This window comes from Roseateles sp. P5_E4, assembly GCF_054049255.1.
Genome location: NZ_JBFUMS010000002.1, coordinates 650,306 through 674,869, shown reverse-complemented (window position 1 = coordinate 674,869; position 24,564 = coordinate 650,306). Strand labels below are relative to the sequence as shown.

At 68.2% G+C, this 24,564-nt stretch carries 21 protein-coding genes; 11 read left to right on the top strand and 10 right to left on the bottom strand.

What is annotated here, in order from left to right:
* Positions 1-83: 83 nt before the first annotated feature.
* Positions 84-1,016 (bottom strand): LysR substrate-binding domain-containing protein, encoded by a 933-nt coding sequence (locus tag ACXJLH_RS05720; protein ID WP_457442868.1) that lies wholly within the window; start codon positions 1,014-1,016, stop codon positions 84-86.
* 98 nt (positions 1,017-1,114) lie between these two features.
* Between ACXJLH_RS05720 and ACXJLH_RS05715 the strand changes: the two genes are divergently transcribed.
* Positions 1,115-1,873: an SDR family NAD(P)-dependent oxidoreductase gene (locus ACXJLH_RS05715; protein ID WP_457442866.1), complete on the top strand. Its 759-nt coding sequence runs from the start codon at positions 1,115-1,117 to the stop codon at positions 1,871-1,873.
* A gap of 28 nt (positions 1,874-1,901) precedes the next feature.
* Here ACXJLH_RS05715 and ACXJLH_RS05710 read toward each other — a convergent pair whose 3' ends face one another.
* From ACXJLH_RS05710 to ACXJLH_RS05685, 6 genes are all read right to left on the bottom strand, one after another.
* Positions 1,902-2,879 (bottom strand): catalase, encoded by a 978-nt coding sequence (locus ACXJLH_RS05710; protein ID WP_457442864.1) that lies wholly within the window; start codon positions 2,877-2,879, stop codon positions 1,902-1,904.
* 14 nt (positions 2,880-2,893) lie between these two features.
* The gene (locus ACXJLH_RS05705; RefSeq protein WP_056202848.1) at positions 2,894-3,628 is read right to left on the bottom strand and encodes an amino acid ABC transporter ATP-binding protein; all 735 of its coding nucleotides are present in this window, start codon (positions 3,626-3,628) and stop codon (positions 2,894-2,896) included.
* Between the two features lie 17 nt (positions 3,629-3,645).
* Positions 3,646-4,311 carry an amino acid ABC transporter permease gene (locus ACXJLH_RS05700; protein WP_056202845.1) on the bottom strand — a complete coding sequence of 222 codons (666 nt, stop codon included), beginning with the start codon at positions 4,309-4,311 and terminating at the stop codon, positions 3,646-3,648.
* Positions 4,311-5,054, bottom strand: coding sequence for an amino acid ABC transporter permease (locus tag ACXJLH_RS05695; RefSeq protein WP_056202842.1), 744 nt, complete (start codon positions 5,052-5,054; stop codon positions 4,311-4,313). Before ACXJLH_RS05695 ends, ACXJLH_RS05700 begins: the two co-directional genes overlap by 1 nt.
* A gap of 80 nt (positions 5,055-5,134) precedes the next feature.
* The gene (locus ACXJLH_RS05690) at positions 5,135-6,022 is read right to left on the bottom strand and encodes an amino acid ABC transporter substrate-binding protein (protein WP_457350260.1); all 888 of its coding nucleotides are present in this window, start codon (positions 6,020-6,022) and stop codon (positions 5,135-5,137) included.
* A 108-nt stretch (positions 6,023-6,130) separates the two neighbouring features.
* Positions 6,131-7,048 carry a LysR substrate-binding domain-containing protein gene (locus tag ACXJLH_RS05685; RefSeq protein ID WP_056202837.1) on the bottom strand — a complete coding sequence of 306 codons (918 nt, stop codon included), beginning with the start codon at positions 7,046-7,048 and terminating at the stop codon, positions 6,131-6,133.
* Positions 7,049-7,268: 220 nt separating this feature from the next.
* On the opposite strand from ACXJLH_RS05685, the gene ACXJLH_RS05680 reads away from it, so the two are divergent.
* The 3 genes from ACXJLH_RS05680 to groL all read left to right on the top strand — a co-directional run bounded on the left by ACXJLH_RS05680 (position 7,269) and on the right by groL (position 10,290).
* Positions 7,269-7,964 carry a PEP-CTERM sorting domain-containing protein gene (locus ACXJLH_RS05680; protein ID WP_457442862.1) on the top strand — a complete coding sequence of 232 codons (696 nt, stop codon included), beginning with the start codon at positions 7,269-7,271 and terminating at the stop codon, positions 7,962-7,964.
* A gap of 287 nt (positions 7,965-8,251) precedes the next feature.
* A complete protein-coding gene (locus ACXJLH_RS05675) occupies positions 8,252-8,542 on the top strand; it encodes a co-chaperone GroES (protein WP_056202831.1) in 291 nt (96 codons plus the stop codon).
* Between the two features lie 98 nt (positions 8,543-8,640).
* The gene (gene groL, locus ACXJLH_RS05670; protein WP_457323938.1) at positions 8,641-10,290 is read left to right on the top strand and encodes a chaperonin GroEL; all 1,650 of its coding nucleotides are present in this window, start codon (positions 8,641-8,643) and stop codon (positions 10,288-10,290) included.
* Positions 10,291-10,404: 114 nt separating this feature from the next.
* Here the strand turns inward: groL and ACXJLH_RS05665 are convergent, their stop codons facing one another.
* Both ACXJLH_RS05665 and ACXJLH_RS05660 read right to left on the bottom strand, forming a co-directional pair.
* Positions 10,405-11,232, bottom strand: coding sequence for a MipA/OmpV family protein (locus ACXJLH_RS05665; protein ID WP_457442860.1), 828 nt, complete (start codon positions 11,230-11,232; stop codon positions 10,405-10,407).
* Positions 11,233-11,261: 29 nt separating this feature from the next.
* Positions 11,262-13,445 carry a tetratricopeptide repeat protein gene (locus ACXJLH_RS05660; protein ID WP_457442858.1) on the bottom strand — a complete coding sequence of 728 codons (2,184 nt, stop codon included), beginning with the start codon at positions 13,443-13,445 and terminating at the stop codon, positions 11,262-11,264.
* A gap of 88 nt (positions 13,446-13,533) precedes the next feature.
* Between ACXJLH_RS05660 and ACXJLH_RS05655 the strand changes: the two genes are divergently transcribed.
* Positions 13,534-15,585 carry a DUF1631 family protein gene (locus tag ACXJLH_RS05655; RefSeq protein WP_056202822.1) on the top strand — a complete coding sequence of 684 codons (2,052 nt, stop codon included), beginning with the start codon at positions 13,534-13,536 and terminating at the stop codon, positions 15,583-15,585.
* A 3-nt stretch (positions 15,586-15,588) separates the two neighbouring features.
* Here the strand turns inward: ACXJLH_RS05655 and yihA are convergent, their stop codons facing one another.
* On the bottom strand, positions 15,589-16,323 hold the full coding sequence (gene yihA / locus ACXJLH_RS05650; protein ID WP_056202819.1) for a ribosome biogenesis GTP-binding protein YihA/YsxC: 735 nt from the start codon (positions 16,321-16,323) through the stop codon (positions 15,589-15,591).
* A gap of 70 nt (positions 16,324-16,393) precedes the next feature.
* Here yihA and ACXJLH_RS05645 point away from each other — a divergent pair, with 70 nt between their 5' ends.
* The 6 genes from ACXJLH_RS05645 to ACXJLH_RS05620 all read left to right on the top strand — a co-directional run bounded on the left by ACXJLH_RS05645 (position 16,394) and on the right by ACXJLH_RS05620 (position 24,558).
* Positions 16,394-17,014 carry a c-type cytochrome gene (locus ACXJLH_RS05645; protein ID WP_457350267.1) on the top strand — a complete coding sequence of 207 codons (621 nt, stop codon included), beginning with the start codon at positions 16,394-16,396 and terminating at the stop codon, positions 17,012-17,014.
* A gap of 64 nt (positions 17,015-17,078) precedes the next feature.
* Complete coding sequence (locus ACXJLH_RS05640; RefSeq protein ID WP_457442856.1) at positions 17,079-19,166, top strand: cytochrome c biogenesis protein ResB; 2,088 nt, start codon at positions 17,079-17,081, stop codon at positions 19,164-19,166.
* A complete protein-coding gene (gene ccsB, locus ACXJLH_RS05635) occupies positions 19,163-20,512 on the top strand; it encodes a c-type cytochrome biogenesis protein CcsB (RefSeq protein WP_457442854.1) in 1,350 nt (449 codons plus the stop codon). Before ACXJLH_RS05640 ends, ccsB begins: the two co-directional genes overlap by 4 nt.
* A gap of 2 nt (positions 20,513-20,514) precedes the next feature.
* Positions 20,515-22,185, top strand: coding sequence for a histidine kinase (locus ACXJLH_RS05630; RefSeq protein ID WP_457442852.1), 1,671 nt, complete (start codon positions 20,515-20,517; stop codon positions 22,183-22,185).
* A complete protein-coding gene (locus ACXJLH_RS05625; protein ID WP_457350275.1) occupies positions 22,182-22,829 on the top strand; it encodes a response regulator in 648 nt (215 codons plus the stop codon). The genes ACXJLH_RS05630 and ACXJLH_RS05625 overlap by 4 nt, the downstream gene beginning before the upstream one ends.
* Before the next feature lie 142 nt (positions 22,830-22,971).
* Positions 22,972-24,558: a response regulator gene (locus tag ACXJLH_RS05620; protein ID WP_056202803.1), complete on the top strand. Its 1,587-nt coding sequence runs from the start codon at positions 22,972-22,974 to the stop codon at positions 24,556-24,558.
* Positions 24,559-24,564: the final 6 nt, after the last annotated feature.

The window sequence follows — 24,564 nt, the reverse complement described above, 5'->3', positions numbered from 1 at the left end:
GCAAATCCTCGCCATAGCCAAGCTATGGCTGTGGTTTGCGCCTTGCAGCCCATCCCAAACCAGGGCGCGCCGCATCGCGGGACCTATTCAGCGCTCCCCTGGGCATCAAGCCGGTCGGCCAGCCGGCCCGCCAGCCAGTCCATGAACACGCGCACCCGGCGCGGCGTGTGGCGGCGCTGGCTGAGCACGAGTCGCACGGGCAGCGGCGCGGCATCGAAACCGTCGAGCAGCTGGACCAGAAGGCCGTCGGCCAGCAGATGCCGCACGCCCTGCAGGGGGAACTGCGCGACGCCGGCGCCTGCCACCGCCGCGGCCTGGTAGGCGTCGGTGTTGTTGACGGTGACGCGTGACGGCAGGGTCAGCGTGCGCTCCTGCCCGGCGGCGTCCACCCAGTCGAAGCGCGGGCGGCGGTCGGCCCAGCTCTGGCTGTAGTGCACGAGGTGGTGGCCCTGCGCGACCAGGTCGTCCGGCGTGGCCGGCGTGCCATGCGCGGCGAGGTAGCCGGGACTGGCCACGTTGACCATGCGCATCTGCCCCAGCGGCCGCGCCACCAGCAGCGGGTCGTGCACGGCACCCACGCGCAGCACGCAGTCGAAGCCCTCTTCCACCAGGTCCACGCGGCGGTCGGTGCAGCTCAGCTCCACGGTCACGCCGGGGTGGGCGGCCAGGAATTCCGGCAGGGCCGGCAGCACGGCGTCCAGCGCCAGCCGCACCGGCATATCCACGCGCAGCCGGCCGCTGAGCTGCTGGTCCTGCTGGAACAGCGCCTCGATCTCGCCGGCGTCCGCCATCAGCGCGCGGGCCCGCTCCGCGAGCAATTCGCCATCCGACGTCAGGCTGACCCGCCGGGTGGTGCGCTGGAAGAGCCGCGTGCCGAGCTGCGCCTCCAGGTCGCGCACGACCTGGCTGACCCGGCCCTTGGGCAGGCCCAGCTCATCGGCAGCCCGGCTGAAGTGGGCCAGTTCGGCCACCTGCAAAAAGACACGCAACGAGGCGAGGTCGAGATTGGATGTCATTCAAAGCACAGTCATTTCAGCTGCGGCGACTTTATCCACACCAGAACGAACAATAAATTTCACTCCGTCCACAAACCCCATCCTCTGACGGAGCTGAAATGAGTTCTTCCCCCATCACCCTGATCACCGGCGGCAGCCGCGGCCTTGGCGCGCAGATGGCGCTGGCCCTGGCCCGCGACGGCCACGACATCGTGCTGACCTACCGTGAAGCCGCTGCGGCGGCGGATGCCGTCGTTGCCCAGATCCAGGCCCTGGGCCGCCGCGCCCTGGCCCTGCCGCTGGATGTGGCCGAACCGACGAGCTTCCCGGCCTTCGCCGAGCGCTTGGACGCCGGCCTGCAGGCCTGGGGCGCCCCCCGGCTCGACGGACTCATCAACAACGCCGGCGCCGGCGCGCATGCCAGCTTCGCCGAGACAACGCCGGCCCAGTTCGACGCGATGCTCGCCATCCACCTGAAAGGCCCCTTCTTCCTGACCCAGGCCCTGCTGCCCTTGCTGGCCGACGGCGCGAGCGTCCTCAACGTCTCCAGCGGCCTGGCCCGCTTCACCATCCCGGGCTATGCCGCCTACGCGGCCATGAAGGGGGCGGTGGAAGTGCTGACCCGTTACCAGGCCAAGGAGCTGGCGGCCCGCGGCATCCGCGTCAACACGCTGGCGCCGGGCGCCATCGCGACCGACTTCGGCGGCGGCGCGGTGCGCGACAACGCGGAGCTGAACCGCTTTGTCGCTTCGGTCACGGCGCTGGGCCGGGTCGGCGAGGCCGAGGACATCGGCGGCGCTGCGGCCGCGCTGATGCGCCCCGGTGCGGGATGGATCACCGGCCAGCGCATCGAAGCCTCGGGCGGCATGTTCCTTTGAATCAGCGCGTCGAGATGGCGCGGCGCGGCTAGGCGGCGCCGCGGCCCTGCTGGCTGGTGAAGTAGGCCACCTTGCGCGCGCGCATGACCTCGCCCAGAGGCCGGTGCGCCACCAACGCCTGCCAGGGGTCGAAGACACCGGCTTCGACGCGAGCGATGAAGTCGACGTCGGTCGACGGCGCTTCCAGCGTCAGCTCGGCCACGTCGACGAAGGGCGCGACGGACTCGGGCCATTCGACGGACGCGTCCTCCAGCGGCGTGCGCGCCTCATCGACGAAGAATTGCAGCTGCAGCCGGTACTTCAACGGGCCGGCCGCCGCCTGGGCTGCGAGATCGCCCGCCCAGTCGCCGTTGACCTCGGTACGCGGCTTCAGCCCGGCGGGCGGCAGCAGCCGCAATTTGACGGCGGCGGGGCCGCAGCTGATGGGCAGCGTGCTGGCAAAGGCCTCGGTCGCGAAACCCGTGAAAGGCTTGCCGGCCGTCGCTGCCAGCTTCTTGAGCTGCTTGAAGCCGCCTATGAAGCCGAAGGTCTTGAACATCCAGCCGATCACGGCGCCCGGGCTGCGGCCGGCTGCCTCGACGAGACCGAAGAAATGGCGGCTGTCGGGAAACGCAAAGGCCGTCTGGTTGATCAGCGACAGGTCCTGGTGATCGGTGCGGCCGCCGAGGGCCGCCTCACCATCGACGCCGAAGACCCGCATCGCAAAGCCGCGGATGTCGGGCCGGCGGTTGCTCTGCTTGTCCATCGCGCCGTTGGACAGCCGCACCCAGACCTCATGCTCACCCGGCTCGGCAAAGAGGCCGTGGCGGGCATGCCCTGGCAGGCCCTGCGGCACACGCAGCCGCCCGCGCACCGCGGCAACGCCCTTGCGGTGCAGTGCACGGCCGGCGCCAAAGCGCTCGTCCTTGCGCTTCTGCATCTCGGCCATCGCCCGCGCGGCCGCAGCGTGGCGAGCTGCCTCGTCGGCCGCGATGACTTCTCTCCATCCCGTGCCGACGCTGCTCATCACGGGCTCCGTTCCTAGTGCTGGAGAATCTTCGCGAGGAAGTCCTTGGCGCGCGGCGAGCGCTCCTCGGGCTTGGTGAAGAAGTCGCTGCTGCTGCAGTCCTCGACGATCTTGCCCGCGTCCATGAAGATGACGCGATTGCTGACCCGCTTGGCAAAGCCCATCTCGTGGGTCACACACATCATGGTCATGCCCTCGTGGGCCAGTTGCACCATCACGTCCAGCACTTCGCCGACCATTTCAGGGTCCAGCGCCGAGGTGGGTTCGTCGAACAGCATGACGATGGGGTCCATCGACAGCGCTCGCGCGATGGCCACGCGCTGCTGCTGGCCGCCGGAAAGCTGGCCGGGGAACTTGTCCTTGTGGGCGCTAAGGCCGACGCGGTCCAGCATCTTCAGGCCGCGGGTCTTCGCGTCGGCCGCCGAGCGGCCCAGCACCTTGATCTGCGCGATGGTCAGGTTTTCGGTCACCGACAAATGGGGAAACAGCTCGAAATGCTGGAACACCATGCCGACGCGCGAGCGCAGCTTGGGCAGGTTGGTCTTGGGGTCGGCGATGGAGATGCCGTCGACGACGATGTCGCCCTTCTGGAAGGGCTCCAGCGCGTTGACGGTCTTGATCAGCGTCGACTTGCCCGAGCCGGACGGCCCGCAGACGACGACAACCTCGCCCTTCTGGATGGTCGTGGTGCATTCGGTCAGCACCTGGAAGCTGCCGTACCACTTGGAGATGTTCTTGATATCGATCATGGCGGACTCGATTCGACTCAACGGATGATGGCGATCTTCTTCTGCAGCTCCCGCACGAGGCGGGACAGGCCGAAGCAGATGACGAAGTAGACGACCGCAGCCGCCAGATAGGTCTCGACGGGGCGGTTGAAGTTCTTGCCGGCCACTTCGAAGCCCTTGAGCAGGTCGTACTCGCCAACGGCATAGACCAGCGAGGTGTCCTGGAACAGGATGATGGTCTGGGTCAGCAGCACCGGCAGCATGTTGCGGAAGGCCTGGGGCAGCACCACGTAACGCATGCTTTGGCCGTAGGTCATGCCTACGGCATACCCGGCGTTGACCTGGCCGCGCGACACCGACTGGATGCCGGCACGCATGATCTCCGAGTAGTAAGTGGCCTCGAACAGCGTGAAGGTGATGAAGGCCGACATCTGCCCGCCCAGCGGCCCGACGAGCTTGGGGATCAGCAGGAAGAACCACAGGATCACCATCACCAGCGGGATGGAGCGCAGCGTGTCGACGTAAAACGCCGCCGGCACCGACAGCCACGGCTTGCTGGACAGCCGCATCATCGCCAGCAGCGTGCCCAGGATGATGCCGCCGATCATGGCCACCAGCGTCAGCTGGATGGAGAACCAGAAGCCCTTGGCGACGAAGCTCTGGACGACCGCCCAGTTCACGAAGGAATAGTCGAGATTCAGCATCACTTGCCTCCCGACTGGCCGGGGATGCGCACGCGCGCCTCGATGAACTTGGCGATGCGGTTGATGGCGAAGGCCGAGACGAAATACAGCGCGGTGACGGGGATGTAGATCTCCTCGAAATGAGACGTCTCTTCGGAGGCCTGCTGCGCGAACTGCGCCAGCTCGGGGATGCTGACCGCGAAGGCGACCGCCGAGTTCTTGACGATGTTCATGCTCTCGCTCGTCAGCGGCGGAATGACGATGCGGAACGCCATCGGCAGCAGCACGTGGCGGTAGGTCTGGGGAAGCGTCAGGCCCATGGCCAGGCCCGCGTAGCGCTGGCCGGTGGGCAGGGTCTTGATGCCGGCCTTGACCTGCTCGCCGATGCGCGCGCTGGTGAAGAAACCCAGGGCGAAGACGACCAGCACGGAGGACGGCACGGCCTCACGCAGCACCGGGAACAGCGATGGCAGCACGTGGTACCAGAGAAAGACCTGCACCAGCAGCGGGATGTTGCGGAAGAGCTCGGTCCACGCCTCGCCGAAGCGCGCCAGCCACTTGTTCGGCGCGGTGCGAGCAATGCCGATCAGCGAACCGACCACCAGCGCCAGCACGAGGGCCAGCAGCGAGACGCTCAGCGTCCAGCCCCAGGCGTTCAGCATCCATTGCAGATAAGTCTGCTCCTTGCCGCCCGGGCCGAAGCAGCCAGCAACGGCCTCCCCGGTGGCGGTGTCATTGCAGTAGAACTGCCAGTCCCAACTCATGGCCCTCTCCTCAAGCCTCTTAGCTAAAGCAAAGCGGGTGCCAGGCACCCGCTTTGCGGTGGTTCAGGTCGATGCGCGAATCACTTCTTCGCGTAGTCTTCCATCGGCTTGTCGTTGGGGTTGGCCCAGGCGTCCTTGGTCGCAGTGGACACCGGCAGGCCAATCTTCGTGTTGGTCGGCGGGATGGGCTGCAGGAACCACTTGTCGTAGATCTTGGCCATCTCGCCCGACTTCATCATGGCCTTGATGCTGTTGTCGACCGCGGTCTTGAAGCCCGGGTCGTCCTTGCGCATCATGATGGCGATCGGCTCGACCGACAGCACCTCACCGACGATCTTGAAGTCGGCCGGGTTCTTGGACGTGGCGATGTTCTTGGCCAGGATGGAGCCATCCATGACGAAGGCGTCGGCGCGGCCGGAGTCCAGCAGCAGGAAGCTGTCAGCGTGGTCCTTGCCGAAGACTTCCTTGAAGTCCACGCCGTTGGCGCGCTCGTGCTTGCGCAGCGTCTGCACGGACGTGGTGCCGGTCGTCGTTGCGACGGTCTTGCCGTTGAGCTGGCCGATGCCGGTGATGCCGGAGTTGGCCTTCACGGCGATGCGCACTTCCTCGACATAGGTTGTCACGGCGAAGGCGACGTCCTTCTGGCGGGTGGCGTTGTTTGTCGTGGAGCCGCACTCCAGGTCGACGGTGCCGTTGACGGTCAGCGGGATGCGGTTGGCCGATGTGACCGGTTGGTACTTGACTTCGATCTTGCTGCCCAGCTGCTTGCGCAGGTCGGCAACGACGTGCTCGCAGACATCGATGTGGTAGCCGACGTATTTGCCATCACCGATGGTGTAGGACAGGCCCGACGACTCGCGCACACCCATCGTGATCGCGCCGCTGTCCTTGATCTTCTTCAGCGTGTCTTCGGCATGCACGGCCGAAACGCCGGCGAACAGGGCTGCGACGAGCAGAACTTTCTTCATGGAGACTCCAACAACAGGAAGTGGATATCGATAACAGCCGCGAGCAGACCACGCCGCACGCTCAGCCCGAATACGGGTTTACACGATGCATGCGCAAGCTGGATGAGGTCATGCCGCGGACGATAAATAGTCCCACAAAGCCAAGGAGGCTGGTTTGAGCCGGCGCGAAAGCTCGGGCTTTTCGCGATAGATGCGCAGCTCCATGCTGACGCTGAAGGTGCCCGGCGCAGCGGCGGGCACGAGGCGGCCACTGGCGATCTCCTTTTGCACCGAGCTGGCGGGCAGGAAGGCAAAACCATGGCCTTCCAGCGCCATCGCCTTCAGGCCTTCGGCCATGTCCGTCTCGTAGATGGCGTCGAGGTTCAGCGCGCAGTCCGCCTCCTTGACGATAAGCTCGACCAGGCGGCCGAGATAGGCGCCGGCCGCGTAGCTCAGGAAGGGAATCTTCTGGCCCGGCCGTCCGGGCAGCCGGAACATCGGCTCGCCCTGACTGTCGGCCCTGGCATACGGCGACAAGGTCTCGTGGCCCAGCGACACCATCTGGTAGCGCTCCGGGTCCAGCTGCAGCGGCTGGCTGGCGTGGTGATAGACCAGCAGCAGATCGCAATTGCCCTCGCTGAGCTGCAGCATCGCGTCATGCACATTGGCCGCGTTGAGCCGGCACTTGATGGCGCCGAAGCCGCGGCGCAGGCCCATCAACCAGTGCGGGAAGAAGGAGAAGGCCAGCGAATGCGGCACGGCGAACTCGATCATGTCCTGGTCGGCCGCCTGATGGCTGCGCAGCATATTGCGCGTCGCCTGCAGATTGCCCAGCAGCTCGACGGCCTGGGCCAGCAAGGTGGCGCCTGCGGCCGTGAGTCGGGTCGGATAGGAGGATCGATCCACCAGGTCGACGCCGGCCCAGGCCTCCAAGGCCTGAATGCGGCGCGAGAATGCCGGCTGGGTCACGTGGCGCAGCTGGGCGGAGCGGGAAAAGCTGCGCGTCTCGGCCAGGCTGACGAAGTCTTCAAGCCATTTGGTTTCCACCCGAGGCAGTGTAGCCAAGGCCTTCTGCCAGCCGCGCGATCTAGCGAGTCATCTCGGCAACTCATATATGCGCGCGCAGTACCTCTTCACCCCCCTAAGCGCGGCCCCTAGGTGCTTGACTCCCCCTCAACTGAAGGGGCACAACGCGGCCCGGCGCGCAGGTGCTTGTTTACAGTCCGTGCAACCACCCCAACTCGAACAAACCCGGACGGAGAACGCCATGCGCGCGACGAGCAAACTTCTGGCACTCGCCTTGACGGCCACCATGCAATCGGCGATGGCCGGTGCGGTCTTCCTGGACTTCGAGGATGTGCAGGCCACCGAACTGCTGACCAACCGCTACGCCGCCAAGGGCGTTACCGGCAGCGGCGCGGGCTGGACCGCAACCTCCGAAGCCTGCGGTTTCGGTCCCAACAATGAATCTGGCGACATCAGCTTCTTCCGCTCGGGCAGCTGCGGCGCACTCTTGCTGGCCCAGGACTGGACCAAGCCGGCCTCGACGAGCGGCAAGAGCTTGACGCTGAGCCTGTCCGACCACTTCGAAGCCCTGTCCTTTGTCTATTCAGGCAGCGTCACGGCGATCAACCTTTCGGTTCATGTCTTCGACATCGGCGGCAATGAACTGCACGTGTTCGACGCTCAGGGCAAGGACCTGGGCTTTGGCCTGTCGGGCCTTTCCGGCTCTCCGTGCAGCAGCGGCTTGACCTTTTGCAACTGGTCCTCACTGCTCGAGCTGTCTTTCCAGGGCGTCGCTCGCTCGGTCGTCTTCTCGGCAACGGATCAGACGGTCCTGCTTGACGACATCAGCTTCAAGACGTCCGATCCCACCGGCCGCCTGCCAGAGCCGGCCAGCATCGCCCTGGTCCTGGGCGCCCTTGGCGGCCTGGGCTGGAGCCGTCGCCGCGCCACGCGCTGAGCGCCTCGAAGCTGAAGAAACGACCGCCACGGCGGTCGTTTTTCATTGGGCGCCCGCAATAGAGCGGACGTCAGCGCAGTCGCGCGCCGCTGATCGCCGGCCTCGACGAAAGCTGTTCCCCCAAGGCTTGAATCGCCACGCGCCGTCCCTATAATGGCTTTCTGCTAGCACTCAACTCATTCGAGTGCTAACGAGTCGGGCCGACCGGTTTTCCGCTGGCGGCCCCGTTTTTTTCGGCGAGCCGCGATTGCCGCGGCCGCTCCGGTTCCAACTCTCAAGGAGATTCCATGAAGCTGCGCCCCCTGCACGATCGCGTGATCGTTCGCCGTCTGGAGCAAGAAACCAAGACCGCCTCGGGCATCGTCATCCCCGACAACGCCGCTGAGAAGCCTGATCAAGGTGAAGTCCTGGCCGTCGGCCCGGGCAAGCGCAATGACAAGGGTGAGTTCGTGGCCCTGAACGTCGTCGTCGGCGACCGCGTGCTGTTTGGCAAGTATTCCGGCCAGACCGTCAAGGTCGACGGTGACGAGCTGCTGGTCATGCGCGAGGAAGACCTCTTCGCCGTGGTGCAAAAGTAATGGCTTGCGGGACAGACCGAAGCGCGCAGCGCGAGTTCTGTCCCCAACTGATTCAGAGAATTCGACTCTGACCCCAATTTAAGTATTCGGAGAATCAAATGGCAGCAAAAGACGTGATCTTTGGCGGCGAGGCTCGTGCCCGCATGGTTGAAGGCGTGAACATCCTGGCCAACGCGGTCAAGGTGACCCTGGGCCCCAAGGGCCGCAATGTCGTGCTCGAGCGCTCGTTCGGCGCCCCGACCGTGACCAAGGACGGCGTGTCCGTGGCCAAGGAAATCGAGCTGAAGGACAAGCTGCAGAACATGGGCGCGCAGATGGTCAAGGAAGTCGCTTCCAAGACGTCTGACAACGCCGGCGACGGCACCACCACCGCCACCGTGCTGGCCCAGGCCATCGTCCGCGAAGGCATGAAGTACGTGGCCGCCGGCATGAACCCGATGGACCTGAAGCGCGGCATCGACAAGGCGGTCACCGCCCTGGTCGCCGAGCTGAAGAAGGCCTCCAAGGCCACCACCACCTCCAAGGAAATCGCGCAAGTCGGCACGATCTCCGCCAACAGCGACCATGAAGTGGGCCGCATCATTGCCGAGGCGATGGACAAGGTTGGCAAGGAAGGCGTCATCACCGTCGAAGACGGCAAGAGCCTGGACAGCGAACTCGACGTCGTCGAAGGCATGCAGTTCGACCGCGGCTACCTGTCGCCCTACTTCATCAACAACCCGGAAAAGCAAGCCGCGCTGTTGGACAACCCGTTCGTGCTGCTGTACGACAAGAAGATCAGCAACATCCGCGATCTGCTGCCGACGCTGGAGCAGGTTGCCAAGTCGGGCCGCCCGCTGCTGATCATCTCGGAAGACGTGGACGGCGAAGCCCTGGCCACGCTGGTGGTCAACACCATCCGCGGCATCCTGAAGGTCGTCGCCGTCAAGGCGCCTGGCTTCGGTGACCGTCGCAAGGCCATGCTGGAAGACATCGCCATCCTGACGGGCGGCAAGGTCATCGCCGAAGAAGTCGGCCTGACGCTCGAGAAGGTCACGCTGGCCGACCTGGGCCAGGCCAAGCGCGTCGAAGTGGGCAAGGAAAACACCACCATCATCGACGGCGCCGGCGCTGCGGGCGACATCGAAGCCCGCGTCAAGCAAGTGCGCATCCAGATCGAGGAAGCCACCAGCGACTACGACCGCGAAAAGCTGCAAGAGCGCGTGGCCAAGCTGGCCGGCGGTGTTGCCGTCATCAAGGTCGGTGCTGCCACCGAAGTCGAGATGAAGGAAAAGAAGGCCCGCGTCGAAGACGCGCTGCACGCCACGCGCGCAGCCGTTGAAGAAGGCATCGTGGCTGGTGGCGGCGTCGCGCTGCTGCGCGCCAAGCAAGCCGCTGGCGCCATCAAGGGCGACAACGCTGATCAAGACGCCGGCATCAAGCTGGTCCTGCGCGCCATCGAAGCACCGCTGCGCGAGATCGTCTACAACGCCGGTGGCGAAGCCTCCGTCGTCGTCAACGCCGTGCTGGCCGGTTCGGGCAACTACGGCTTCAACGCCGCCAACGACACCTATGGCGACATGATCGAAATGGGCATCCTGGACCCGACCAAGGTGACCCGCACTGCCCTGCAGAACGCCGCATCCGTCGCGTCGCTGATGCTGACGACCGAAGCCATGGTCGCCGAGTCCCCCAAGGACGAAGCAGCCGGTGGCGGCATGCCTGGTGGCATGGGCGGCATGGGTGGCATGGGCGGTATGGATATGTAAGACATTGCGGGACAGACCTGGCGGGCGTACTCGCCCGACAGCTCTGTCCCCAACTGATCAAGCATTCAGGAAGGGGCTGCGCGAGCAGCCCCTTTTCTTTTGTGCCTGAGGTTCTCAGTCGCTGGCGCGGGCGGCTGAGCGCGCGAACGTATAGGTCAGCCCGATGCCGATGCTCGCGCCCGTGGTCTGACGCACAAGCCGACTGTCGCGATTGGCGGCCCCAGCCACGCTGTCGACACGTCCGATGGCAAACAGACGCACATCCGGTGTCAGCTGGTGCGACACCCCGCCCTTGAGCCGCCAGGCAATCAAGCCGGCGCGAGCCGCATAGGCCGGCCGATCCGCCAGCGCCTCGTTCGGCGCGACGGTGTAATAGGTCGCCCCGAGGCGACGGTCGCCGAACAGCACTCCCGCACTGACGCCATAACTCCAGCCCGCCCTGGCGCGGTGCTCCAGAGCCAGCTCCGGCTCCAGGCTCATGCCGCGATGCCGGCGCAGGTCGCTCGCCTCGAACACGCCGCGCAGCGGCAGCTCGAAAGTCAGGCTGTCAGCGGCTTTGCGGCCGTTCAGATACCAGCGACCGACGGGCCCGAACTCCACCAGCGAACGCAGCCGCGGCATGCCCTCGCGCGCCCGCAGCTCCTTACCGCCAGCACTCAGCGAGCCCGCGAAGGACACATCCAGCTCGAAGCTCTCGGTGCGCACCGCCCGCAACCCCGCGCCCGCGTCATCGGCCCGCAGCACCTTGCCGCGGTAGATGACGTAGGGCAGCACCGGCGTGCGCGTGACCTGCTGGTCTGCTCCCGGATAGGCCTGCTGCGACAGCGCGCCGGCGGCCGCACCGAGCTCCCACAGCGGCAGTTCGGAGGGCTTGGTCGCGGCGTCATCGGCATGCACGAGGGTGGCCGCACAGGCCAGGCTGAAACCGAGGAGGCATTTCATGGGCGAGAGGTGGATTGCGACGGCGCGCATCATGCCTGCACCTGCGCCACCCAGCCCGCTGCGAAGCGCTCGGCGTCACCCAGGGGGCTGACTGCCATGCGCTCACGCAGCCCGGCGCGCAGCGCCGCCAGGCCCGCGCGATCTGCGGCCCAGCGTACCGCCAGGCGCACATAGTCCTCCGCGTCCGACGCCACCCAGTCCGGCGCCAGCCCCAGCGTCTGCATGAAGCTCAGGCCCTGACGCGAGATCGGCGCCGGCCCCGGCAGCGTCAGCACCGGCACGCCCATCCAGAGCCCGTCCAGCGTCGTCATGCCGCCGCTGTGCGGGAAGGGGTCCAGGGCGATGTCGATGCGCCCGAAGTCGGCGAGATAGTCGGCCAATGGCCCCGGCCCTTGCAGGTCCAGCCGGGCCGCATCGCCCGGCCAGCGGCCGAGCAGGGCCGTGCGCTCCGCCTCGTGCTGCAGACCGGGCGCCTTCAGCAGCAGCCGGCTGTCGGGCACCGCCTCCAGCACGCGCGCCCACAGCGCCAGCACTTCGTCGCCGAGCTTGTGCAGGGCATTGAAACAGCCGAAGCACATCGGTCCTCCCCGCATGGCCACGGCAGGCGCCTCGGCGGGCGGCGCATAGACCGTGAAGCTGTCGGGCAGCCGCAGCAAAGGCTCCACAAAACCGGCTTCGGCGCCCTCAGGCAACAGCCAACGGTCGCCGATGAAGCCATCCATCTCGGCCAGCCCGGTGCTGCCCGCATAGCCCAGCCAGCTCAACTGTCGCGGCGCCGGCCGGCGCGCGAACACGCCCAGGCGATGACCGCCCGTGTGGCCGTTCAGGTCGATCAGCACATCGATGCCATCGGCCGCGATGCGTTGCGCCAGCGTCGCGTCATCCCAGCCGGCCACGTGCAGCCAACGCGGCGCGGCGGCTCGCAACCGCAGGGTCAGTTCATCGTCGGCACCATGGTTGGCGTAGACGAAAAGCTCGCAACGCCGCGCCAGCGCCGGCAGCCAGGCCTCGGCCAGCCGCCCGACCGGATGGCCGCGCAGGTCGGCCGACACCAAGCCGACGCGCAAAGGCCCAGCCGCGCGCGCGGGCCGCGCAACGGCAGGCGCCGCCACAGCCTGACCGAATGCCTGCGCCTCGCTCCGCAGCTGGGCACCCTGCTGGCGATATGCGCGCAGCAGCAAACGGTCGCTGCGTGCGGTCAGCAGTGCCGGATCGAGGGCAATGAGGCGGCTCAGCACCACGTCGGCCTCGTCCAGACGGCCCTGCTGCCTCAAAGCCTGGGCGAGGTTGCTCAAAGCCTGGGGCGACGTCGGCGCGTCGTCCAGCGCTTGACGGTAGGCGGCCACAGCCTGTGCATACCGTCCCTCGCGCAGCCGCAGCCCACCCAGGTTGGCCAACGCCGCCGCCCGGCGCTCGCCGGCCAGGCCCGTGGCCAGGGCCGCCGTCAACACCGCCTCGCCGCGCTGCGGCCGCAGCAGGCTCAGATTGCAGGCGGCTTCGGCATGGCTGGCATCCAGCGCCAGCACGGCCCCCCAGGCGTCAACGGCACCCGCCGCGTCGCCGACCGCCTGCAGCAGATTGCCCAGCGCGAAGCGGTGGGCGACATCCGCCGGCGCCAGGGCCACGGCCTCGCGCAGCCTGGCCACCGCTTCACGAGGGCGCCCGGCTGCGGCCCAGGCCGTTGCGGCATGCCCGCGCAGACCCGCGTCCGCCGGGCGTGCTGCGATCGCCTGCTCGAAAGCCTGCGCCGCATCCGCGTGGCGCCCCAGTGCCAGCAGCGCCCGCCCGCGGTTGCCCAGGGCGGCGACCAGGCCGGGTTGCAGCGCGAGGGCGGCCTCAAAGGCGGCGAGGGCCTGGGCCGGCTCACCCAGGGCCAGCAGCGCGTTGCCGAGGTTGTTGTGGGCGCCCGGCAGGCGCGGCTGCAGCGCCAGCGCTCGCTCATAGGCGGCCCGCGCCTCGGGCCAACGCTGCCGCGAGGCCAGCAGGGCGCCGAGATTGGCCGTCAGTTCGGCATCGTCCGGCAACAGGGCCAGGGCGCGCTCCAAGGCCGGCAGCGCGTCCTCGCCCAGCATCTGCAGGGCCACGGACAGGGCCTTCCACAACGTGCCGTCCTGGGGATGCTCGGCGAGCAATGCGCGGGCCTGCGCGGCCATCTCGGCATGGCGCCCAGCCTGGAAAAGCGTGAAAAGGTTCTGAAGTGCGGCGTTTGCCATGTGGTTGAGGGGTCGGTAAGAGGGGGCAACACATCGGGGTGCACCAGCCTGGCGCCGGATAATCTCATCACGCCCCTCGATAGCGTCCATGCCCTTCAGCCCGAACCCTCACGACCTGCTTGACCACGCGCTGACCGAAGCCGGCCCGATGGCCCGCGACCTGCTCAACAGCGTGCAGGATGAGCTCGAAGCGCAGCCCCAGCACTATCCACTGCGCGAGGCCTGGCGCAAGGTGCGCGCGCATTTCGCGGCCGACTTCGAGGGCAAGCTCATCGAGCTGCTGCAGGCCGGCCGTCGCGGCGACGATCCCCTGCACCGCTCGCCCGCCCAGCTCGGCGGCCTGGAAAGCCTCAGCCTCGTCGACGAACACCAGGCGCTGCAGGACGTGGCCATCGCCCATGTCGCCCATGCAGCCGAGGACATGAGCCGGGCCGAGCTGCACCAGATCGGCAACTTCTTCGCGGCGCTGCGCGGCATCGCACGGGCCCGCGAGCGCGACAACCCGCTGCGCCCGGCCCTCTACGCTCACGCACTTCACCATGCGCTGGCGTCCAGCCCGCTCGGCGCCCAGACCCAGTACGAGCTGATGCGTGTGGCCGCGACACCGCTGGCCCGCGCCCTGAACCGCCTCTACACCCAGGCCTGCGCCACGCTGCGCGCCGCCGACATCAGCGACATGGTGGCCTCCCACGGCCATGCCCAGACCGACCCGCTGGCCCACCAGCGCCTGGCCGCGGCCCGCGGCGTCAGTACGCGGCCAGCCGCTCATGGCACGCTGGACGGCCTGTCGCGCCGCGTCGACGCGGTCAACTCCCGGCCGCAGGGCCTGGCGCCCCACAGCCCCGTCACCCAGCGCGGTCCGCTGGCCCCGGCGCCCTTCGTGCGCTCGACGGGGCCGGACATGCTGAGCCGGCTCTATGACCAGATCCTGGCCGACCCGCGCCTGCTGCCGCCGCTGAAGGCGCTGCTGGCGCGACTGCAGATCGCCGTCGTGCGCCTGGCACGCAGCGACAGCATGCTGCTGCGCCGCCAGGACCATCCCACCTGGGCATTGCTGAACCGCGTCGCCGCCCACGGCATGGCCTTCGAGCGCGCCGATGACGCCCGCCTTGTGGATTTCCTGCGCTTCATGGAAGCCGAGGCCCAGCTCCTCGTCGACGCGCCCACGCCCAACGCCCTGCTCTTCCAGCAGGTGCTGGCTCGCGTCGACGCCCACATCGACCAGCAGGCCCGCCAGAGCAGCGAACGCAATGCCGTCGCGCTGGCGGCCCTGGAGCGGGAACAGCTGCGCAGCGACTGGCGCGAGCTGATCCGCGATCAGATCGACCACCAGATCACCGGCGCCCCTTTGGGCCCGCGCATGCACCGCTTCCTGCAGACGGCCTGGGTGGACGTCATCGTCGCGGCCATGGTGCGCCACGGCCGCGACTCGCACGAAGCCCACGCGGCGATGGAGATGGTCGACGCCGTGCTCGACAGCCTCATCACGCCGCGCGACCTCGCCGACCGCGAGGCCCTGCGCATGCGCCTGCCCGTCCTCATCGAGCGCCTGCTGACCGGCTGCGAAAGCATCCAGCTCTCCGAAGCCAAGCGCGAGCCGGCCCTGTCCGAACTGATGGCCCAGCATGCCCGCCTGCTGCGCGGCCTGCCGGCGCTGGACCCCGCCGAGCGCCGCCCCGCCGCCCCGCCGCCCGCCTCGCCCACGGCGAGCAGTGCCGCGCCCGCCTCGGCCGACGAGATCGTCCAGCGCCTGATGGAGGAGCGCGATTCCCAGGTGCCTTCGCACTGGCTGAGCGTCGACGTCGACCGCGGCGAATTGCCGACTGTGCCGGTGCAGCTCTACAACCAGCACGATTCGCCGGATGCGCGCGCGGCGCTGCAACGCTGGATCGATGGCCTGCAGATCGGCCGCTGGTTCCATCTCTTCATCCAGGGCGACTGGCATACCACCCAGATCGCCTGGATCAGCGAGGGCCGGCAGTTCCTGCTGTTCGTCGGCCGCGACTCCGACGAACGCCTGCCGCTGACCCGCCGCGCGCTGGAGGCGCTGCTGTCCAACGGCCTCATCACGGCACTGGAAGACGATAACGTCGTCCAACGCGCCGTGGACACGCTGATGAGCGACCTGGACGGCGGCTGAGCTTCAGCCCGCCGAGTGAATCGGCTCGACCGCCGGCATGTCGTCGGGCAGCCGATGCGCCAGCACCCATTCGCGCAGCGCCAGCGCCACGTCGCCGACGCCGCTCTTCTTCAGCGCCGAGAACAGCGTCACCGCCACGTCGGAGTTCTCGGTGGTCATCGCAGCGAGGAACTCCGTCGTCGCGCGCAAGGCCGCGTCTGCTTCCTTGCGATTGAGCTTGTCGGACTTGGTGAGCAGCACCAGCAACTTGATCTCACCGGTGGCCACACGCGCGGCGACGAACTCCAGCAGCTGCTTGTCCAGGTCGGTCAGGCCCAGGCGGGAGTCGACCATCAGCACGACGCCCGACAGGCTGCGGCGCACTTCCAGGTAGTCGGCCATGACCTTTTGCCAGCGCAGTTTGGCCGATTTGTTCACGGCCGCGTAGCCATAGCCCGGCAAGTCGGCGAACAGGGCGTCGGCCGCGTCCTTGGGGCCGAGTTCGAAGAGGTTGATGTGCTGGGTGCGGCCCGGCGTCTTGGAAGCAAAGGCCAGGCGTTTTTGCTGGGCCAGCGTGTTGATGGCGGTGGACTTGCCGGCGTTGGAGCGGCCGACGAAGGCGATCTCGGGCAGTTCGGTGGCGGGCAGATGCACCAGCTGGCTGGCGGTGGTCAGGAAGCGCGTGGTATGCGTCCAGGCCAGGGCGAGCTTCTCGGTGAGGGGCTCGGCCGGCAGGGCCTCAGGAATCTTGTCGGTCATGTCTAGCTCGGACGCTGTGGTTCAGCATTGTAAAATTCTCGGGTTACGCCCTTTGAGACCGTATAAATCCATGAAGACTGTCGCCCTCCTCCTGTCGAGTCTGCTGCTGGCCGCCACGGCTCACGCGAACGAGCCCGCTGCTGTTGCTGCCAAGCCCGATTCGGCCAAGGGCGGTGCCATTTCTTCCCAGGTCTGCGCAGCCTGCCACACGGCGGACGGCTCGCGTGGCAGCCCGGCCAATCCCATCCTGCAGGGTCAGCACGCCGAATACCTGGCCAAGCAGCTGGCCGAGTTCAAGAGCGGCAAGCGCAAGAACCCCGTCATGCAAGGCATGGCAGCCCCGCTGTCGGAGGACGACATCCGCAACGTGGCCGCCTTCTACGCCGCCAAGACCGCCAAGCCAGGTTTCGCCAAGAACAAGGACACGGTCGCCCTGGGCGAGAAGATCTACCGCGGCGGCATTGCCGAGCGCAATGTGCCGGCCTGTGCCGGCTGCCACGGTGCCAACGGCTCCGGCCTGCCGGTCCAGTACCCGCGCCTGGGCGGCCAGCATGGCGACTATGTCGAAGCGCAGATGGTGGCCTTCCGCAGCGGTGCACGCGCCAACAATCCCGTCATGGTCACCGTCGCCGCCAAGATGAATGACAAGGAAATCAAGGCCGTGTCCGACTACATCGCTGGCCTGCGCTGAACGCGGCGCTTGCCTTGAGGAACAAAGGCCGGTGAACCCCACCGGCCTTTTTTGTTGATCGCTGATGTCCGCCGTCCCTGTCCCTCGCTCCTCACCCGCCCGCGAACTGCTGGACGTGCTCGCGTCCATGCGCTTCGCCATCACGCTGCTCAGCGTGATCTGCATCGCCTCGGTCATCGGCACCGTGCTGCGCCAGAGCGAGTCCATGGGCAACTACGTCAACCAGTTCGGCCCCTTCTGGGCTGAGGTATTCGGCAAATTGGGGCTTTACACGGTCTACAGCGCGCCCTGGTTTCTGGTCATCCTGACCTTCCTGGTGCTCTCGACCAGCCTGTGCATCGCCCGCAACGCGCCCAAGATCCTGGTCGACCTGAAGAGCTACAAGGAGGGCGTGCGCGAGCAGTCCCTGCAGGCCCACCACCACAAGGCCATCGGAGAGCTGCCCAGCAACCCCTCGATGGCCCTCGCCGAGATCGGCAATACGCTGGCGGCCCACGGCTGGAAGGCCCGCGTGCAGCGGCGCGACAACGGCATCATGATCGCGGCCCGCCGCGGCGCGGCCAACAAGATCGGCTACCTCTGCGCCCACTCCGCCATCGTGCTGATCCTCATTGGCGGCGTGCTGGACGGCAACGCCATGGTCAAGCTGGCCATGTGGGCCCAGGGCAAGCAGCTCTACACCGGCTCAGGCTTCGTGTCGGACATCCGGCCCGAACACCGGCTCTCCACCGGCAATCCGAGCTTTCGCGGCAATGTGTCGGTCACCGAGAAGCAGCGCCAGGGCATCGCCGTGCTGAGCCTGCCCAGCGGCGTCGTGCTGCAGGACCTGCCCTTCGATATCGAGCTGAAGGCATTCAAGGTCGACTACTACCCGACGGGCATGCCCAAGAGCTTTGCCAGCGACATCGTCATCCATGACGGCACGACACGGCGCGAGGCCACGGTCAAGGTCAACGAACCCGTCATCCACAAGGGCCTGGCCATCTACCAGAGCAGCTTCGAGGACGGCGGCAGCAAGCTCGAGCTCAAGGCCATGCCGCTGACCAGCACCGGCACGCCCTTGAAGCTTGCCGGCCGCGTCGGCACGAAGATGGCCTTTGGCGAGCAGACGCTGGAGCTCGACGGCCTGCGCGTCATCAATGTCGAGAACCTCGCCAATGACGGTAGCAGCGGCGCCAATGCCAGCGGCGCCGACGTGCGCAAGGTCGACCTCGGCGCGGCGCTTGGCAAGCATCTCGGCAGCGGCGCCAAGTCGGACGGCAGCAAAGTTCTGCACAACGTCGGCCCGAGCTTCAGCTACAAGCTGCGCGACGCCGCCGGCCAGGCCCGCGAGTACAACAACTACATGCTGCCGGTCGAGCTGGACGGGCAGAAGCTCTTCCTCGCCGGCGTGCGCGACACCCCGGCCGAGACCTTCCGCTATCTGCGCATGCCGGCCGACGAGAACGGCGAGTTGAGCGGCTGGCTGCGCCTTCGCCAGGCCCTGGCCGATACCGCCCAGCGTGACGTCGCTGCGCGCCGCTATGCCGCCGCCGCCACGCCGCCCAACCAGCCCCAGCTGACGCCGCAGCTGCAGCTGACGGCCCAGCGTGCGCTGACGCTGTTCTCCGGCGCCGCCGCCAAGCCCGGCGACGACGTCAAGGGCGGCCTGCCGGCGCTGTCGCAGTTCATCGAGCGTGACGTGCCCGAGGCCGACCGCCAGCGCGTCTCCGAGGTGCTGCTGCGCATCCTGAACGGCAGCCTGTTCGAGCTGCACCAGATTGCCCGCGAGCGCGCTGGCCTCAAGCCCGCCGGCACCGATGCCGCCGCCCAGGGCTTCATGACCCAGGCCGTGCTGTCCCTGTCCGACAGCCTCTACTACCCGTCGCCCACGCTGCTGCAGCTGGAGAACTTCGAGCAGGTCCAGGCCAGCGTCTTCCAGGTCACCCGCGCGCCTGGGCAGAAGCTGGTCTATCTGGGCGCCCTCCTGCTCATCGTCGGCGTTTTCTCCATGCTCTACATCAAGGAGCGTAGGCTGTGGGTCTGGCTCGTGCCCAGCGCCGACCCGGGCGGCTCGCAGGTGCGCATGGCCATGTCCAGCACCCGTGAGTCGCCCGACAACGCCGTTATGTTCGCCCAGCTCAAAGCCGCCGTGCTGAAGGAGCCCTCATGAACACCACCACCTTTGACCTGCCGCGCCGCCACGCGCTGCAGCGCCGTGACACCCTCGACTGGCTGTTCGCCGCCCTCGTGCTGCTCGGTGGCGGCTATGCCTTCAGCCGCTACCACGCGTCGATGGACGTCTACGAGCAGGGCATCCTGCTGTGCGCCATGCCGGCGCTGATCGCGCTGGGTTGGTTCTGGAAGCCGCTGCGTTGGCTGAGCGTCGCCGTCGGTGCGGCCACCCTCATCGCCATCGGCTTGTATGCCCAGCACACCGACGGCTTCGGCGCCGACCTGGCCGCCGGCGAGAAGGTGTTCTGGCTGAAGTACATGCTGTCCAGCCAGAGCGCCATCCTGTGGATGAGCCTGCTGTTCTACATGAGCATGCTCTTCTACTGGGGCGGCTTCTTCACCGGCGCCGGCCGCAACAGCGTGGCCGAGGTGGTCGGCTCCAAGCTGGCCTGGGGCGGCGTCTTCATGGCCCTGGTCGGCACGCTGGTGCGCTGGTACGAGAGCCACCAGATCGGCGCCGACATCGGCCACATCCCCGTCAGCAACCTCTACGAAGTCTTCGTGCTGTTCTGCTGGCTGACGACAACCTTCTACCTCTACTACGAGGCCCGCTTCGCGACGCGTTCGTTGGGCGCCTACGTGATGCTGGTCGTCAGCGGCGCGGTCAGCTTCCTGCTCTGGTACACGCTGGCCCGCGAGGCCCAGGAGATCCAGCCCCTGGTGCCGGCGCTGCAGAGCTGGTGGATGAAGATCCACGTGCCCGCCAACTTCGTCGGTTATGGCAGCTTCGCGCTGGCGGCCATGGTGGCCCTGGCTTTTCTGCTGAAGACGGCGACGACACGCGCCCTCGTCATCGGCCTCGTTGCCATGCCGCTGGGCATCGTCGGCCTGATCCTGGCGGTGCGCTTCGGTGCCACGCTGGAGGCCGCCACCGTCGCCGGCCTGCAGGGCTGGGCCTACAAGATCGCCGGTGTCGCCGCCTTCCTGGGCATTGCCGTCGCGCTGCGCGGCCACCTGACGGCGCGCCTGCCCGACCTGCCCCAGCTCGACGACCTCATGTACAAAGCCATCGCTCTGGGCTTTGCCTTCTTCACGATCGCCACCATCCTCGGCGCCTTCTGGGCCGCCGAGGCCTGGGGCGGCTACTGGAGCTGGGACCCCAAGGAAACCTGGGCCCTGATCGTCTGGCTCAACTACGCCGCCTGGCTGCACATGCGCCTGATGAAGGGCCTGCGCGGCATGGCCTCGGCCTGGTGGGCGCTGGTGGGCCTGCTGGTCACGACCTTCGCCTTCCTGGGCGTCAACATGTTCCTCTCAGGCCTGCACAGCTACGGTACGCTGTAGCGATGCCTGAAACGCCGGACCGCGAGCCTTGGACGCAGGCTGCGCCGGCCATCGCAGCCGCCCTGCCGGACCTGTGCTTCCTGATCGGGCCCGACCTGCGTTTCGCGGCCTGCAACCACCCGGATCACCCCGATCTGCACGCACCCTGGGCAACGCTGCAGGGTCGATCGCTGCAAAGCATCGGCCCGCCCGCCCTGGCGCAGCAGTTCGCGGCAGCCTGCGCGCCCAGCTCCCAGCGCCTGCGCTATGCGCTGCGCACCCAAAGTGGCCGCCTGGCCCGCTTCGAGGCCAGCATCGCCCCCTTGCCGGACGGCACGGGCTGGCTGTGCATGGCCCGCGACCTCGGCAGCACCGACGCCGAACAGGCGCGTTATGCCCGGGCCATGAAGGGCGCCGCCGATGGCCTGTGGGAATGGGACATCGCTGCCGACAGCGAATACCTGTCGCCCCGTGCCCTGACCCTGCTGGATCGCCCCGGCCGCCTCGCCGAGCAGTTGCACGCCGACGACCAGGGCCAATGGCGGGCCGCCCTGCAGTCCCATCTGCAGCACGGCGCGCCGCTGGACATCGACCTGCGCCTGGCCGGTGCCGCGACACGCTGGCTGCGTTGCCGCGGCTGGACCGAGCGCGACGCACGCGGCCAGCCAGCCCGCGTGCTGGCCACGCTGTCCGACATCACCATCGCCAAATTCACCGAACAGGCGCTGACCGACAGCCAGGCCAAGTTCCGCGCCTTCTTCCACACGGTGCCGGTTGGTATCGCGCTGTTCGACGTCGCCAGCGAGACCGTCATCGAGTCCAACGACGAGCTCGGCCGCCTGCTCGGCTGGCCGACGCTGTCGGTCGTCGGCCAGACCGCCGAGGCCCTGGGCCTGGCGCCACTGCCTGGCAGGGAAGGCCGCACCGAGATCGACGACCGCGAACTGTGTCCCGACTCGGGTTGCCGCCTGCACGCCAAGCTGGTGGCCGAGCCCATCGAGCTGGCCGGCCGGGCGCTGCTGCTGTGCGTCGTCGTCGACATCTCGGTGCAGATCGACGCCGAGGCCGCGCTGTCGGCCCTGGCCGAGCAGTTGATGGACCAGGAGCGCCGCACCACCCAGCGCCTGGCCCAGGCCCTGCACGACCAGCTCGGCCAGACGCTGACCGCCCTGCGCCTGATGCTGGACCTGGGCGCTGCGGACGCCCGTCAGCAGGCCCGCGGCCTCATCGACCAGGCCTTGCGTGAGGTGCGCCAGGTGCTCGTCGACCTGCGCCCGCCGCTGCTGGAGGACGAAGGCCTGGCCGCGGCGCTGGACAACGAGGTCGCTCAGCGCCGCGCCCTGCACCCCGGCGTGCGCCTGGTGCTGGACGCGGAGGACGAGCTGTTGACGCAGCGCTGGCCGGGGGAGGTCGAGTACGCTCTGTTCATGATCGCCCGCGAAGGCCTGGAGAACGCGCTGCGCCACGCCCGGCCCACCGAGGTCAGGCTCAGCTTCTACGGCTGTGCGCAAGAGATCGAACTCGGCGTGGCCGATGACGGCAGCGGCCTGGACGCCGACTTCGAGCGTCGCCCCGGCCACCTCGGCCTCATCGGCATGCGCGAGCGCGCCCGCGCCATCGGCGCAACGCTGGAGCTGGGCCCGCGCGAGGGCGGCGGCACGCAATTGACCCTGCGATGGCAAACCCCGGAATGACGCAAGCCGCCCGCATCTACCTCGTCGATGACCACGCCATGGTGCGCCAGGGCTTGCGCGCGCTGCTGACCGAGGCTGGCCACGATGTCGTCGGCGACAGCGGCGACATCACCGCCGCCCTGGCCGAGTTGCAGCAGCTGACGCCGGACATCGTCCTGGTCGACCTGTCGCTGGGTCCGCGCTCCGGCATGGAGCTGCTGGCCGAGCTGCAGCGCCGCCACCTGTCCGTGCGGCCCCTGGTGCTGACCATGTCGGCCCAGCCCCGCCACGTCGGCATGGCCCTCAAGCTGGGTGCCTGCGGCTATGTGCTGAAGGGCTCGCCATCGGAGGAACTGCTGCAGGCCATCGAGGCGCTGCGCAGCGGCCGCCGCCATCTCGGCCAGGGCGTGGGCGAACTCGCCGCGCGGGCGCTGGCTGAAGGCACGGGCGACGACCCCTTCGCCGCGCTGTCGGTGCGCGAACGCCAGGTCGTCACCATGGTCGTCGATGGCCATTCCAGCAGCGAGATCGGCACCGCCCTGCATTTGTCGCCCAAGACGGTGGACAGCTACCGCAGCCGGCTGATGGCCAAGCTCGGCGCGTCCGATGTGACGGCCCTGGTCAAGCTGGCAATACGTCACGGTCTGATCAGCAACGACGCCTGAGCGGCGCGGACCTGAGCGCCCCGGCAACCGGCATCAAGAACTCCCGGCAGCGCCGCCGGGTGGGGGCGCCTAGATTGACAGTCACCGGCCCTCGGTCGGCGAAAGTCCCAGATGCCCGTCCCCCAAAGCTCAGAGGCCCTCCATGCGGGCGCATGAACTCCCCGCCGACGAGGCCGAGCGCCTGCAGTGCCTGGCCGAGCTGGGCCTGAGCCAGCCGCCCACCCAGCCCGAGCCCGACGCCGTGCTCGACGGCCTGGTGCGCTGCGCCGCTCATCTGCTCGGTTATCCCATCGCGCTGATCAGCCTCGTCGGCGAGCGCCGCATGTGGTTCAAGGCCCGCTACGGCACCGAGGTGGTCGACTGCGAGCGCGAGGCCTCCTTCTGCGCCCACACCATCCTCGGCGAGACGCTGTTCGAGGTGCCCGACGCCACGACCGATCCCCGCTTCGCCACCAGCCCCTGGGTGATCGGTGCAACCCGCCTGCGCGCCTACGCCGGCCTGCCCATCCGCCTGGGCAACCTGACGCTGGGGGCCCTGTGCGTGGGCGACACCGTGCCGCGCCGCCTGGACGCCGTGCAGGCCACGCTGCTGGCCGACATTGCCAACGCGGTCGGCGCCTGGTTCGCCCACCGCCGCGAGCATGTCGACCTGCTCGCCAGCCGCACCCATCTGCAGGCCCAGGCCGAGCTGCTCGGCCGCCTCAGCAGCGAGACGCCCGGCATGCTGTTCCAGTACCGCAGCGCGCCCGGCGGCGGTGGCGAACTCGGCTTCATCAGCGGCCAGGCCGAGCACATCTTCGGCCCCATGGCGCCGCTGCAGCCTGAGGGCCTGCGCGTCTTCGCCGAGCGCGTGCACCCTGAGGACCTGCCCGGGCTGTTGCTAGGCATGCGCGAGGCCAAGGCCGGCCAGCAGGCCTGGCAGCGGCTGTTCCGCGTCTGCCTGCCCGGCGCCGAGCGGCCGGCCTGGCGCTCCGGCCGCGCCAGCCCCTCGCTGCAGGCCGACGGCAGCGTGCTCTGGCATGGCTTCATCGCCGACGTCGACGAGCACATCGAGATCGAGAACCTGCGCCGCGACAAGCTCGCCGCCGAACAGGCCAGCGCCGCCAAGAGCGCTTTCCTGTCGCGCGCCAGCCATGAGCTGCGCACGCCGCTGAATGCCGTCATCGGCTTCAGCCAGTTGCTGCTGCTCAACCATGAAGAGCCCCTGACGCCGCGCCAGCAGGAGCGCATCGAATGGGTGCTGGACTCCGCCAAGCGCCTGCACCAGCTGGTCGACGGCCTGCTCGACGTCGACCGCGCCGAGCCCGGCCGCCCCAGCCGCTTCGATGCGGGCTCCGGGGCCGAGGATGCCTTCACCCTGCTCTACATCGAAGACGAGCCGCTCAACACCCTGCTCGTGCAGGAAGCCCTGCGCGACCGCCCCGACTGGCGCGTGCTGCACGCTGGCGACGGCCGCGCCGGTCTGGCCTTGGCCAAGACCCAGAAGCCCGAGGTCGTGTTGACCGACATCAACCTGCCTGGCCTGTCGGGCCTGGACGTCGTCCGGGAGCTGCGCGCAGACGCCGCCCTGGCCGGCACGCTGTGCATCGCGCTGTCCGCTGACGCGACGCCGGGCCAGATCGAGCGGGCCATGCAGGCCGGCTTCGACGACTACTGGACCAAGCCGCTGGACATCCTCGAGCTCGCCGGCCGCCTGGCCGATGCGCTTGCCGAGCACGGCGGCCGCTGATTCGAT